This window comes from Providencia sp. PROV_01 (assembly GCF_053098325.1).
Genome location: NZ_JBRFKD010000002.1, coordinates 2,534,727 through 2,549,173, shown reverse-complemented (window position 1 = coordinate 2,549,173; position 14,447 = coordinate 2,534,727). Strand labels below are relative to the sequence as shown.

Genomic DNA, 14,447 nt, shown 5'->3' with positions numbered 1-14,447 from the left:
AATTAATCTATCACTTCAACTAAAGGAACATTATCCTGATGGGGTAATAATTTACCGATAGACTGTAACAAAACACCTTGCTGCTGTGCAATCTCTTTAATTTTAGAGACTTCGGAAGGTTTTACTGCAATGAGTAAGCCACCAGAGGTTTGTGGGTCGCACAATAGCTGACGTTGCATATCACTCATTGGGCCAATAAGGTGACCATAGCTGTCGAAGTTACGGGTTGTTCCACCAGGAACGCAACCTGCTTCAATATATTTTTCGACGTTGGCTAATTTAGGGACTTTACTAAAGGAAATTTCAGCGCGAACTTTAGACCCTTCGCAAATCTCACTTAAATGACCCAATAAACCGAAACCAGTTACATCCGTCATAGCCGTCACTCCCTCTAAAGGCGCAACCACCGCTCCTAACTTATTCATTTGGCACATGGTTTCTGCCGCTAAGTGTTGATGTTCCGGCGCAAGTACCCCTTTTTTCTCTGCCGTTGTCAAAACGCCAATCCCAAGCGGTTTAGTCAAGAACAGTTCGCAATCTGCTGTTGCAGCACTATTTTTCTTCACATATTCCGTATTCACAACACCTGTAACTGCCAAACCAAAAATAGGCTCAGGTGCATCAATAGAGTGCCCTCCAGCCAATGATATGCCAGCATCCGCACAAGCAGCACGGCCCCCCTCAATCACTTCACGAGCCACTTCAGGCGGTAACTTAGCAATTGGCCAGCCTAAAATAGCGATTGCCATAATCGGTTTTCCACCCATAGCAAAAATATCGCTAATCGCGTTAGTTGCAGCAATACGGCCAAACTCAAACGGAGAGTCAACGATCGGCATAAAAAAATCTGTCGTGCTGATGATACCAATCCCGTTACCGAGATCATAAACCGCCGCATCATCTTTCGTTTCATTTCCAACTAACAAATGTGGGTCATGAAATTTTGCTTGTTCCGTGTGTAAAATTTGCTCTAATACTTTCGGTGCAATTTTACAGCCGCAGCCTGCACCATGACTATATTGCGTTAATCTAATTTTTTCAGTCATTATTATTCTCTTTATTAGAAATAAGATACAAAGCCTGTCATATCAGGTGTTTGCACTTTTGCTGGTGCTTTAAGCTCTGGCGTACCTAAATAAAGAAATCCAACAATACGGTCGTTATCTCCACAACCTAATCCCGCACGAACCACGGCATCTTCTGTCCATGCTCCTGAGCGCCATATACCGCCAAAGCCTTGAGCAACCGCAGCCATCTGCATTGCTTGTACAGTGCAACTCGCAGCAACTAATTGTTCCCATTGTGGTATTTTCGGATGGTCTTTTAATTTCGCAATTACAGTAATAATGAGTGGAGCGCGAAAAGGTGCGTTACGTGCTTTTTCTTCTACTTCAGCACCTAATTGCCCTTCAATTGCCGCTTTTTCTAATAGCTCACTGAAGCGGTTAATACCTTCATTTTGCATAACAACAAAATGCCATGGTTTCAAAGCTCCGTGATCAGGTGCTCTCATCCCCGCAGCAAGTATATTGTTAAGTTCTTTACCTTGGGGTGCTGGTAATGTGAGTCTTGAAGCTGAACGGCGGTTCAACAAAAGGGTTAAAGCATCCATATTTGTCTCCGTTTAAGAGTAAACTGATATGATAATCATTCAATTAGATAATGATACCCACGCTATCTATTGTTTCAGCTTAAAGGAAAATCGCTTACACTAATACAATAATAACGGTTATTCGCTAGGTAAAATTACGTTATAAATTCATTGAATTGTATCATTTGTCACACATGAAAAATATCATTGAAGCATTGTACCTTGCTGATCATAATTTTGTTATGCATAAAAATAGCCCGCAGTTGCAACTAATTGTATTGATACAACTAAGACATCAACAATTCGATGTGATGATCGGGTAACGGATTTGCTTTTGAGTATACTGTCGTAAATTCATGCTACAGGCGGAAATAGCCCAACTGTAGAAAGACATATTTATGTAATATCCAAAAATAGTTTGTGCCATAAGTCAACGGCAAACCAGTGAAGCTAACACCCGTGTGGTGCAAAATATACAGGATAGGAGAAAACATGCGTCAACTTTGGGACATCATCGCTACCATCTTTAGAATTAGCTGGCGAGCACTAAACTTTATTAGGGAATTCGTTTTTAACGCCATTTTCTTAGTATTATTCTTTGTCGTTATTGGGTCAATTGCGCTTTACCAAACAGAAACTCAACCCGAAAAAAATTATTTTGGTGCTTTGTATGTTGATTTGCAGGGCGTTATCGTAGACCAAGTTTCTGCTCCAGACCCATTTGGTCGTATGAGCCGTGAACTACTTGGTACTTCAAATAGCCGCATGCAAGAAAATTCATTATTCGACATCGTTGATACTATTCGTACCGCCGCAAATGATGACCGTATTACAGGAATGGTATTACGCCTAGATGATTTAGTTGGCGCCGACCAACCTTCTCTGGCTTATATCGGTAAAGCAATCAATGAATTTAAAAGTTCAGGGAAACAGGTTTACGCCATCGGTAGCAGTTATAGCCAATCACAATACTATCTCGCCAGTTACGCTGATGATATCTACCTCACACCACAAGGTGCTGTTGGGGTATATGGTTTCGCAACTAATGGCCTTTATTACAAGTCACTGTTAGAAAAACTTAAAGTCAGTAGCCATATTTTCCGTGTTGGTACCTATAAATCAGCAGTTGAGCCATTAATGCGTGATGAAATGTCCCCTGAAGCACGTTTGGCCAATAAACAATGGTTGGATGCCCTGTGGAACAATTACCTCGCAGATATCGCCAAAAACCGCAATACTACCAGCACGCAAATTTTCCCTGGAGCTGATGCTATTTTAGAACAATTACGTTCTGTCAAAGGCGATAGCGCGCAATATGCTTTAAAACAAAAATTGGTTGATAAACTTTATACAAACGAAGAAGTTGAAGATTTACTCAGTAAACACTTTGGCTGGAATAAAGAAAATAAACAATTCAATAATATTAGTATCTATGATTACTCCGCTAAAATAACAGATACCAATGCGAATCAAAGTGGCAATATCGCCGTGATTGTTGTTCAAGGTGCTATCATGGATGGCCCGCAAACGGCTGGGATTGCAGGAGGCGATACCATCGCAGCACAAATTCGTGATGCTCGCCTTGATGATAATATTAAAGCAATTGTGTTACGCGTGAATAGCCCGGGGGGAAGCGTAAGCGCTTCTGATTTGATCCGCAGTGAACTGGCTTCGGCCCATGCTGCCGGTAAACCCGTGGTGGTTTCTATGGGGGGAATGGCAGCATCTGGCGGGTATTGGGTATCGACTCCAGCTGACTATATTATTGCCAGTCCAAACACACTGACAGGTTCAATTGGTATATTTGGTGTGATCAATACCTTTGAAAAATCTTTAGATTCTATTGGGGTGTATACTGATGGAGTATCAACATCACCATTAGCCGATATTTCTCTGACTAAAGGGATTAGTCCACAATTTGCTGACATGATGCAAATTACTATTGAAAATGGTTATGAGACATTTATTGGCTTAGTCGCGAAAGCTCGCCATAAAACACCTGCAGAGATAGATAAAATCGCTCAAGGCCGTGTGTGGATCGGGCAAGACGCGCTTAAAAATGGCCTTGTAGACCAGCTAGGTGATTTTGATACTGCGATAGATAAAGCCGCAGAACTCGCTAAACTCACTGATGTTAAGCTAGATTGGATGAAGCCTGAGATGACTTTCATGGATCAATTGTTGCTTGAATTAACCACTAGCGTTCAAGCCGCGATGCCGGATGTACTACAGGTGTTTTTGCCCCCAGCAGTCGCAACGGATATCCGCCAGCAAGCTCAGTTTTTCTTAAAAATGAATGACCCTCAAAACCGCTACGCATTTTGCTTAAATTGCGCGGAAATTAACTGATCGCTAAATCCCCTTCAGCGTTAATGAAGGGGATTTCTCTCACAAACTCATCAATAACCCCATATCAATCTAATTATTCGCAAGTTAACGATAGTAATACGCTAACAAATGCGTCAAAATCCTGATAATCATTCTCCTTCGATAAGTTGGATAAATTAGGTAATAAGATGCAGAAGAAATCAATTTATGTAGTCTACACAGGCGGAACAATTGGCATGCGCCATTCACCACAGGGATATGTTCCTGTTTCTGGTCATTTGCAAACTCAGTTAGCTCAAATGCCCGAGTTTCACCGCCCTGAAATGCCTGAGTTTACCATCCGTGAGCATCAACCGTTGATTGATTCATCTGATATCACTCCTGAAGATTGGCAGCTCATCGCTGATGATATTCGGGAAAATTATCCACTTTATGATGGGTTTGTTATATTACATGGCACTGATACTATGGCTTTCACCGCCTCAGCCTTATCTTTCATGTTTGAAAACTTGAAAAAGCCAGTGATCGTGACAGGGTCACAAATACCATTAGAAGCATTACGTTCTGATGGGCAAACAAATCTATTAAATGCCTTATATTTAGCGGCCAATTACCCTGTTAATGAGGTCGGGCTGTTTTTTAATAACAAATTATATCGCGGTAACCGCACCGTTAAGGCTCATGCTGACGGCTTTGATGCTTTCAGCTCACCTAACTGCTCCCCCTTAATGGAGGCGGGTATCAATATTCGTACATTCAATACGTGCCCTGCACCTATTGGCATAGGTGAATTTAAAAGCCACCGAATTACACCTCAACCTATCGGTGTTGTTACACTTTATCCGGGACTCTCGGTTGAGATTGTTCGCAATATTCTCCAACAACCTGTCAAAGCGCTTATATTGCGCTCTTACGGTGTCGGTAATGCCCCTCAACAGCCTGAATTACTACGTATACTTCGCGAGGCAACGAACCGAGGCATTATTGTGGTTAACCTGACACAATGTATTTCTGGCCGTGTTAATATGGAAGGCTATGCCACAGGACACGCTCTTGCAGAAGCTGGTGTGATAAGTGGATACGACATGACTTTTGAAGCCGCCTTAAGTAAATTGCACTACTTACTAAGCCAAAATTATACCCCCGCTTTAATCCGAGAGTTAATGCAGAATAATTTACGCGGCGAGTTGAGCTATGCTGATGAATAACAGATAACATACTGAGGACACAATGAAAGCAGCATTACTGTTAGTCGATTTACAAAACGATTTTTGCACCGGTGGCACATTAGCAGTAAATGAAAGTGAACATGTTATTGATGTTGCTAATAAGGCGATGGCTATTTGCCAACAAAAACAGATAGACATCATTGCAAGCCAAGATTGGCATCCCGCGACACATCTTAGTTTTGCGGCTAATTCAAATACTCAAATTGGCGAAGTCGGTGAGCTAAATGGCATTACACAAGTTTGGTGGCCTATTCATTGCGTACAAGGTGAGCACGGCGCTAAATTACACTCAGATTTAAACCAATCACTGATTAGTGCAACTTTCACCAAAGGGGAAAACCCACAGGTTGATAGCTATAGTGCCTTTTTCGATAACGATAAAATTAGCCAAACCCGCCTGCATGCATGGTTACAAGAACAACACATTTCACATTTAATTATTATGGGAATTGCGACGGATTACTGTGTCAAATTTACCGTGTTAGATGCCCTAAAATTAGGCTATAGCGTAGATGTTCTAGTGGATGGATGTAGAGGTGTTAATCTTGCAGCCAATGACAGCCAAGAAGCTTTAGACGAAATGAAAAAGCAAGGCGCGAGGTTAATCACGTTAACTGACCTGCATTAACCCAGACTTTGTAGACAAGTTTTCTCATATCAATTGAGAAAACTTGTTTTAGTGACGCTGTCACTGTACAACACCCTATTGAATAACCAAACTATTCTACAGATCTACAGAGTAACTGTTACTCATCATTATTTTGCGGTTTTAATGTTGCCAACATTTCACCTTGAAACAGCGTTTTTAGCTCTTGTTTGCTCTTCATCGTAATTTCGCCATTAGTCCCTACCGTCATATGCTCTGGGTCATGGTTATGCCGCGACTGCCACAATAATACCATTTGCAAGCTATGCTCTTTTTGTTCTGGCGTTAACATCACCCCATCCGGCCATTTACCTAGCTCAACTGCGGTTACTAGGCGCTGATAGATTTCAGGTGTCATCACTGCTAATAATTGTTCAAGTTGCTCTGGATTAACTTCAACGCTCACGGTAAGGCTCCTTCAAGTACGCAATTAACACGTTATTTTATTATTCTTAATTTTAGCTGATAGCTGAATCGTTTTTGTCATTCTAATATTAAAATTTCAGCACCCTTCAGCTCTTTATCCACGGGTCTTTTCACCATTATCATCATCGATAAAGCTTAATGATGCTGAATTAATACAGTAACGCTGCCCCGTGGGCTGCGGACCATCGGGAAATACATGCCCTAAATGCGCATTACAGTGTTGACAGCGAACCTCAATGCGATGCATCCCATGCGAGAAATCCTCAATGTATTTGATAGCCTCTTCATTGACGGGTTGATAAAAGCTTGGCCAACCACAACCTGCATCAAATTTGCTCTCAGACATAAATAAAGGTGAACCACAGCATAAACATTCGTACACACCATCTTTACGGTTATGCAATAATTGGCCACTGAATGGCGGCTCGGTACCTGCTTGCTGTGTAACGTAACGCTGCATTTCATTTAATTCTGAAATATCAATAGGTTGGTTATCTTTTTTTGACATATCACACCTAAATATTTAAATAACTAAAATGTTCAATGGTTATCATACATCAATTTCAATCAACAAAAAATTAACAACATTTTCTGTAAAACTATTCTAAACTAAGAAGCATCTTACTTTCCGTTTTGATTTGTGAACCGTATCACATATATCACTGATAGATGGTTTCATTATGCTGCACAATCCCGATAATACGTGCGGCTGTATTTGCCGCTGAAGTGGCTGACAAATAAGCAATTGGTGGTATCAGAATTGATTTTTTTCAATAATTGACACGATTCCGCTTGACGGCTGGCAAGGTTTTGGTAACTTTAACTACAACTTAATTCACGAATAAATAGCTGGTGGAAATACTATGACTATCAAAGTAGGTATTAATGGTTTTGGTCGTATTGGCCGTATCGTTTTCCGTGCTGCACAAGAGCGTTCTGACATCGAAATCGTTGCTATCAACGACCTGCTCGATGCAGAATACATGGCGTACATGCTGAAATACGACTCAACTCATGGTCGTTTCAACGGTACTGTTGAAGTTAAAGATGGTCACCTAGTTGTAAACGGCAAAAAAATCCGTGTAACAGCAGAAAAAGATCCTGCAAACCTGAAATGGAACGAAGTCGGTGTTGACGTCGTTGCTGAAGCTACAGGTATCTTCTTAACTGATGAAACTGCACGTAAACACATCCAAGCAGGTGCTAAGAAAGTTGTTCTGACTGGCCCTTCTAAAGATGATACTCCTATGTTCGTTATGGGCGTTAACCACAAAGCTTACGCAGGTCAAGAAATCGTTTCTAACGCATCTTGTACAACTAACTGCTTAGCTCCACTGGCTAAAGTTATCAACGACAAATTCGGTATCGTTGAAGGCCTGATGACAACTGTTCACGCAACAACTGCAACACAAAAAACTGTTGATGGCCCTTCACATAAAGACTGGCGTGGTGGTCGTGGTGCTGCTCAAAACATCATCCCATCATCAACCGGTGCGGCTAAAGCAGTAGGTAAAGTTATTCCAGAACTGAATGGCAAACTGACTGGTATGTCTTTCCGTGTACCTACTCCTAACGTTTCTGTAGTTGACTTAACTGTTCGTTTAGAAAAACCAGCAACTTACACTCAAATCTGTGATGCAATCAAAGAAGCAGCAGCAGGCGAGCTGAAAGGCGTTCTGGGTTACACTGAAGATGACGTTGTATCAACTGACTTCAACGGTGAGAAACTGACTTCAGTATTTGATGCTAAAGCTGGTATCGCACTGAACGACAACTTTGTTAAATTAGTTTCTTGGTATGACAACGAAACTGGTTACTCTAACAAAGTATTAGACTTGATCGCTCACATCTCTAAATAAGAGCTGTAACGAAATTTGTCTAACTGAGCCGCCGATTGGCGGCTCTTTTGTATCGTATCCAATAACAAATTAACACTTCATATTTTCTGCTATATCGCTTATGGTTGATCTCTTATTGGATACGCTATAAACATGACTTATTTTAGAATGAATACTATTCACCGCGTCACCGCGCCTTTAAATATACCGAATAGATACTCTAAATAATTCAAGTGAATGAACACAGTCAGCAATGCTGCAGTTTGAAAGATGACGAGTATTCACACTGTTCCATTAACACAGGCCTAATACCATGCACGACAAACTTTTTGCACTACCAGTCATTAAACAAGTCTCTGCTTACATCACTCAACGCCAACTCGGCGAGCTTCCACTTATTGTCATCTCGCACCCTAAGGTGCGTGGGGCCGTCAGTTTACAAGGTGCTCAACTTATTGATTGGCAACCCGCAGGGCAAAAACCTTGCTTATGGCTAAGTTCAGAAAGTGCTTTTAAAGAAGGTGTAGCTATCCGCGGTGGCATCCCTATTTGTTGGCCTTGGTTCGGCCCTGTTGCTAGCCCTAGCCATGGTTTTGCGCGAATTTTACCTTGGCAATTCACCGCACATAATGAGCATGAAGATGGCGTTATTTTAACCTTCACGTTAACGGATACCGACTATACCCGTAAATTATGGCCACATGAGTTCACTCTGATCCTCCGTATGAAACTCGGTGAAACATGTGAACTTGAACTAGAAAGTTATGGGGATTTCGAAACTACTGCCGCACTGCATAGTTATTTCAATATCAGTGATATTCAAAAAGCCACCGTCTATGGGTTAGGCGGTCACTATTTCGACAAAGTCGCAGATAAAGAAGTTTATGCCAATGAACCTCTCAAATTTAATAAACATACTGACCGTATTTATTCAGAACCGGATGAATATAGCTTATTACGTGATGATGGATGGGCTCGTACAATAGAAATTCATCATTACCATAATAGTGATGTTGTCTGTTGGAACCCTTGGGCAGAGTTATCATGCAGTATGGACGATATGCCAAATAATGGGTACAAACAAATGGCTTGTGTAGAAACGGCAAGGATTAATGTCCCAATGAAAAGTGAGGCACAGCACCCTGCTCGCCTTTCATTAGTGATGGTCAGTCGCGATAATAAACCGCAAGATTAATCATCCAGTCTAAGTGTATAAGATTTCTAAATAGATCAAATTGAGCCCCTGATAAACATAATGATATCAGGGGCTCAATAATTTAACTTTCGATAACAAACTTAGAATGTGTAAGTGACACCTGTCCACATAATGGCGGAAACATCTTTATTCACCATTGGGCTATCTTTCACTTCACTTGGTAGGCGGTCAACACGGCCCATTGCAAATACCGTCCAATTTTCATCAAAGCGATAATTTCCTGTCACTTCAACGTATGGTGTCCAACTTGAACCTGGGTTATAACGTTTTAAACCGCTATTACGTGATTCTTTTGAAGAAATACCATATTCATAACGGTTTTGGTTCTTGCTATCCCATTTAATACCAAGACCTGGGGTGATTGACCACTTATCACCTTCAAAACCATACAGATAGGCGAATTCACCACGAATACCATTACTGATACCTAGGATATCACCAGAAATATTCGTTCTCAGTGTACCCCAATCAGCGTTATGACGATAAGTCAGCCCCGTCATCACCGTATCACGGCGACGGTCTAATTCACGCATTGCTTTATCATCATTGTCTTTAGGTTTAAAAAATTGCGGGTAATAAAAAGCATCTAATGATAGTTGGTCTTGCGTATCATTCCATAGGTAATAACCAGCTGCTAATGTATGAAAATAGTAGTTCTCACTGTCATAATTAACAATAGGCACTGGCGTGACATAATCACGGCTCTTAATTCCTTTATAAGGTGTTGATTGCGCTAATACTGAACCCCCAACAGACCAAGTTCCAGCAAACGCGGCCCCAGATAACACACTCAAAGCCACAGCAAGTGTCGTTAATTTAATTGCTTTAGACATATATTTAACCTAAAAATAATGAGAAATAGATCACCGCTATATGTTATATCAATATAGCTATAATCCCAATATTCGTAATCAAAATCACATTTAAAGCTAAATTCTAACTGTTTTTAGCGTGATTGATTAATAATTATTCTACTTTATTTTTATAAGAAACAGGAACTCTTTTTGCAAGCGCACAGAGTAGCTCATAACCTATTGTCCCCGCGGCTTGCGCCACCTCATCAACCGGTAAATTTTGCCCCCACATCTCTACTCGCTCACCAAGCTTAACATCGTCACAATCACTGATGTCAATTGTCAGCATATCCATCGAAACCGCGCCCAATAGCGCACAACGTTTACCTTTACACCATACAGGCGTTCCATTTGCAGCATGCCGAGGGTAACCATCGGCATAACCACACGCCACTGTCGCAATACGCATCGGTTTAGTTGATGTAAACCGGCTACCATAACCAATTGATTGACCTGCTGGAATTTCATGGATAGCAATCACTTCTGATTGTAAAGTCATCGCTGCCTTCAAGCCCAACCCAGATATATCAGTAGCTTTTCCACTTGGAGACGCACCATACAGTAAAATACCCGTGCGGACCCAATCATATTGGGTGTGTTTATGCCACAGTGTTGCCCCTGAGTTTGCGATACAGGTTTCTAAAGATAAGTGTTCAAATTGCTGGATTTGTTGAAAAGGCTCAGCAACGCCGGTTTTGGTATCTGAATTAGCAAAGTGACTCATTAACGTTAAACTACGTACATTCGGCATTTTAGATAACCGTCGTACGACATTTTCGTAATCGTTCGGTGGAAAACCTAACCGATTCATTCCACTGTTTAGCTTAATATAGACTGAAATTGGTGATGAAAATTGGGCATTTTCAATGGCGAATAATTGCCACTCACTATGAACACTAGTTGTTAAATTATACTGGTCAATTAATTGTAAATCTTGAGGCTGGAAAAAACCCTCTAACAATAGAATTGGCCCTTTCCACCCTTCTTTTCGCAATAAAATGGCCTCATCAAAATCTAATACCCCAAAGCCATCCGTTTCTTTTAGCGCAGGCCAAATTTGCTTGATGCCGTGACCATAACCGTCTGCTTTCATAACTGACCAAATTTTTGATTTTCCAACATGTTGCCGTACGACAGACAAATTATGTTGTAAATTCTGTAGATGAATGACAGCACTTATTGGGCGCGGCATTTTAATTCCTTAGTACGTTTAATTAATTCTAAAATTACAATTGTATCAAATATCAAACACTTAACGTGCTGGTGTTAAATCACCATGAGTAGTCAGCTTGGTATTAAAACCATCAAGATACCTAAATACCGATAAATCATCAGACGCTATCTCCGGTGTATTCCCTGAAATTAAATCTGCCAGCAGTTTCCCTGCACCACAAGCCATTGTCCAACCCAGTGTCCCATGCCCAGTATTTAAATATAAATTACCGTATGCTGTCGGCCCAACTATTGGAGTACCATCTGGTGTCATTGGACGCAGGCCCGTCCAAAATTGTGCTTGTGCAATATCACCACCGCCTTGATACAAATCTTGTACCACCATTTTCAATGTTTCGCAGCGTTTTTTCAGGATATTCAAATTAAAACCAACAACTTCAGCCATTCCACCAACTCGAATGCGCTGATCAAACCGCGTTACTGCAATTTTGTATGTTTCATCCAAGATGGTGGACATTGGGGAACGCTGTTCATCGATAATTGGCATAGTCAATGAATAGCCTTTGAGTGGATAGACCGGAATTTGAACTAGGGTTTGTAGCATTGAAGTAGAATAAGAGCCCATTGCAACGACATATCTGTCCGCTTGCAAAATTTCACCATCAATTTTAATGCCACTAACTTTATTTCCTTCTGTTAAAATCTGTTCTACATGGCCACCAAATTTGAATTGAACTCCAGCATTTTGTGCCATCTTTGCCAATTTTTTGGTAAATTGCTGGCAATCCCCTGTTTCATCATTGGGTAATCGCAGCCCACCGGTGAGCTTGTGTTTGACAAATTCTAACGCAGGTTCCGCTTTAACTAATTCATTTGATGCTAATAGTTCGTACGGAACACCTTCTTGCTGTAAGACTGCAATGTCATTCGCTGCATTATCGAACTGCTCAGTAGTACGAAAAAGCTGTAAGGTACCACCCTGACGAGCTTCATATTCGATACCTGTATCTGCTCTTAATTGGCGAATACAATCGCGACTGTATTCGGCGATACGTACCATACGACTTTTATTCATTGCATAATGTTGAATATCGCAATTTTTTAACATCTGCCACATCCAGCGCAACTGAAATAACGTTCCATCTGGGCGTATCGCCAGAGGTGCATGTTTTTCAAACATCCATTTCACGGCTTTAAGGGGGATCCCGGGAGCTCCCCATGGGGTTGCATACCCAGGGGATACTTGCCCTGCATTTGCTGCACTTGTTTCTTCTGCAACATCATGTTGTCTATCCACCACCAGCACTTCGTGCCCTTCTTGTGCTAAATACCATGCTGTTGTTACACCGATCACTCCTGCACCTAACACTAGAATTTTCATAGCTTCCCCACAAAATAAAAGTATGCATCATTTATTTTAGGATAATATTCTAGAAATTATTTGCCAATATGGTGAATTAACACTTTTAACAATACAGATAATAAATCCATTTTGATTCACATCTCATTTACATTACAGATGAATATTCTCACTGAAGATTTTAAGGTTATTTAATATCCTATTGATTTTCAATGTATTAACCCAATAAAATCAATTATTGATGATTTCTTTAACTAATAAATTCAGTATTTAATACTTTAATATTGAAACATTATGTCGCTAACCATTTTTAACCACATTTAACAAAACTAATGATGCTATTTTTTTATCTCTTTAAATTATGATTGTATAGATAATTTGACTGCTCCATCGAATTAGTCATCTTAATAATGAAATAAACTAACCAAATCATCTTATTAATCAATTAGAATTTAGGGTATCCCCATGATTAGAAAAAGAAAATTATTTGCCTTATTTATTATTTTATTTTTATCTGCAGGGATGAGTCTTGCTGATGAACTTTGTAAATCATCTCTCGTTTTAAGAACACAAGTTTATGATAAAGGAGATATTATCTGTTTAAGCACTAAACCTATTTCTGTATGCCTCAGCCCTGCCATCGTCATAGACAGTTATCCAGTAAGGGTTGATTACCATTGTTTATTTAAAACTGACCATCCGCTTCCCGATGGTCAGGATTGGACTGATAGAGTGGATTTGGACCTATCACACAAGAAAGTGGATTATTCAGACACGACACTTGCTGCTAAGTCCTGTGCGTGCCCCAATAATTGACAACTAGCCTCAAGCCGTTTTAAAGCTTAAAAAACAAAAAAACCAGCCGCAAAAATTATCAGCTGGTTTAATTGGTGATAGAGTCATTCGAGTTTAGCGGATGTGTGCTAAGTCGCTAGGCATATTACCTTGCATACTATGCCAAATAGTGCCACTTTCCTTACCATAATTTCTGACACATTCCATAATACGGTCATAGGCTTGTTCACGACACAAATTAGCCAGTTGCTGATAAAAGTTCAGCGCTAAACGCCTCGCATCTGGGTTAGAAAAATAATAACGGCCTACCCTTGTGTAGAGCCCCTTGAGGCCATTAATGATCAATCCATAGATGGGATTACCTGATGCAAAAGCCAGCCCACGGAACACGTTATAATCCAAATCACTAAAGGCATCTGAATTATCTTCAACTTTTTCCCTACCCGCTAAAACCTCCAATGACTGCTCAGGGTTGTTACGAAATGCAGTACGAATAAAAATTGCAGCGATATTGGTACGTACAGCCAAGAGATTATCAATTAGCTGTGGCACTCTATCGTGATCTAACCGAGCCAATGTCTCCAAAATATTTAGGCCAGACGTTTCCCAATAGTTATTCACTTTAGTTGGCTTACCATGCTGAATGGTTAGCCAGCCGTCACGAGCCAAACGTTGTAACACTTCACGTAAGGTTGTTCGTGTCACACCGATTAATTCCGAGAGCTCGCGCTCCGCGGGTAAAATTGAACCTGGTGGAAAGCGGTTGTTCCATATGCTCTCAATAATATACTCTTCCGCGAAACCAGCCGGACTTTGAGCTTTAATAACCATATTTTTATTATTCCAAACATTTAGACGGATATTGGGCAAATCATACCAGATTGTCATCACCTGATATAGTTAGACTAAAAATAAAGAGTGAAGCAAATCATAGAATTTCCATATAATTCATACATTATCAATTAGCAAATAAGCTTAAAATCCGTAAAAG

General features: G+C 40.5%; 14 protein-coding genes. 6 read left to right on the top strand and 8 right to left on the bottom strand.

Annotated elements, in window-relative coordinates:
* Positions 1-2: 2 nt before the first annotated feature.
* Positions 3-1,046, bottom strand: a complete 1,044-nt coding sequence (selD, locus tag ACU696_RS12445) for a selenide, water dikinase SelD (RefSeq protein WP_004911178.1) — start codon at positions 1,044-1,046, stop codon at positions 3-5.
* Between the two features lie 14 nt (positions 1,047-1,060).
* Positions 1,061-1,612 carry an NAD(P)H nitroreductase gene (locus tag ACU696_RS12440; protein ID WP_209101577.1) on the bottom strand — a complete coding sequence of 184 codons (552 nt, stop codon included), beginning with the start codon at positions 1,610-1,612 and terminating at the stop codon, positions 1,061-1,063.
* Between the two features lie 471 nt (positions 1,613-2,083).
* Here ACU696_RS12440 and sppA point away from each other — a divergent pair, with 471 nt between their 5' ends.
* From sppA to pncA, 3 genes are all read left to right on the top strand, one after another.
* Positions 2,084-3,940 (top strand): signal peptide peptidase SppA, encoded by a 1,857-nt coding sequence (gene sppA / locus ACU696_RS12435; protein WP_109913255.1) that lies wholly within the window; start codon positions 2,084-2,086, stop codon positions 3,938-3,940.
* Between the two features lie 167 nt (positions 3,941-4,107).
* Positions 4,108-5,127, top strand: a complete 1,020-nt coding sequence (gene ansA, locus ACU696_RS12430; RefSeq protein ID WP_004911183.1) for an asparaginase — start codon at positions 4,108-4,110, stop codon at positions 5,125-5,127.
* 22 nt (positions 5,128-5,149) lie between these two features.
* Positions 5,150-5,776, top strand: a complete 627-nt coding sequence (gene pncA / locus ACU696_RS12425; RefSeq protein WP_109913256.1) for a bifunctional nicotinamidase/pyrazinamidase — start codon at positions 5,150-5,152, stop codon at positions 5,774-5,776.
* A 118-nt stretch (positions 5,777-5,894) separates the two neighbouring features.
* On the opposite strand, the gene ACU696_RS12420 is transcribed toward pncA, so the two are convergent.
* Complete coding sequence (locus ACU696_RS12420) at positions 5,895-6,200, bottom strand: YeaC family protein (RefSeq protein WP_004911191.1); 306 nt, start codon at positions 6,198-6,200, stop codon at positions 5,895-5,897.
* Between the two features lie 114 nt (positions 6,201-6,314).
* Positions 6,315-6,728, bottom strand: coding sequence for a peptide-methionine (R)-S-oxide reductase MsrB (gene msrB, locus ACU696_RS12415; RefSeq protein ID WP_004911195.1), 414 nt, complete (start codon positions 6,726-6,728; stop codon positions 6,315-6,317).
* 355 nt (positions 6,729-7,083) lie between these two features.
* On the opposite strand from msrB, the gene gapA reads away from it, so the two are divergent.
* Together gapA and ACU696_RS12405 are read left to right on the top strand one after the other, a co-directional pair.
* Positions 7,084-8,079: a glyceraldehyde-3-phosphate dehydrogenase gene (gene gapA, locus ACU696_RS12410; RefSeq protein WP_004911198.1), complete on the top strand. Its 996-nt coding sequence runs from the start codon at positions 7,084-7,086 to the stop codon at positions 8,077-8,079.
* Between the two features lie 292 nt (positions 8,080-8,371).
* Positions 8,372-9,253, top strand: coding sequence for a D-hexose-6-phosphate mutarotase (locus ACU696_RS12405; protein ID WP_004911200.1), 882 nt, complete (start codon positions 8,372-8,374; stop codon positions 9,251-9,253).
* Positions 9,254-9,354: 101 nt separating this feature from the next.
* Here ACU696_RS12405 and ACU696_RS12400 read toward each other — a convergent pair whose 3' ends face one another.
* The 3 genes from ACU696_RS12400 to ACU696_RS12390 form a co-directional block, all read right to left on the bottom strand.
* The gene (locus ACU696_RS12400) at positions 9,355-10,107 is read right to left on the bottom strand and encodes a MipA/OmpV family protein (protein WP_447343118.1); all 753 of its coding nucleotides are present in this window, start codon (positions 10,105-10,107) and stop codon (positions 9,355-9,357) included.
* 133 nt (positions 10,108-10,240) lie between these two features.
* A complete protein-coding gene (gene alr, locus ACU696_RS12395; protein ID WP_004911204.1) occupies positions 10,241-11,320 on the bottom strand; it encodes an alanine racemase in 1,080 nt (359 codons plus the stop codon).
* Positions 11,321-11,380: 60 nt separating this feature from the next.
* Positions 11,381-12,682 (bottom strand): D-amino acid dehydrogenase, encoded by a 1,302-nt coding sequence (locus ACU696_RS12390; RefSeq protein ID WP_110731963.1) that lies wholly within the window; start codon positions 12,680-12,682, stop codon positions 11,381-11,383.
* 444 nt (positions 12,683-13,126) lie between these two features.
* Between ACU696_RS12390 and ACU696_RS12385 the strand changes: the two genes are divergently transcribed.
* Positions 13,127-13,477 carry a hypothetical protein gene (locus tag ACU696_RS12385; RefSeq protein ID WP_209101578.1) on the top strand — a complete coding sequence of 117 codons (351 nt, stop codon included), beginning with the start codon at positions 13,127-13,129 and terminating at the stop codon, positions 13,475-13,477.
* Between the two features lie 93 nt (positions 13,478-13,570).
* Here the strand turns inward: ACU696_RS12385 and fadR are convergent, their stop codons facing one another.
* Entirely contained in the window at positions 13,571-14,287 is a 717-nt protein-coding gene (gene fadR / locus ACU696_RS12380; RefSeq protein ID WP_004911211.1) for a fatty acid metabolism transcriptional regulator FadR, read from the bottom strand.
* Positions 14,288-14,447 lie beyond the last annotated feature (160 nt).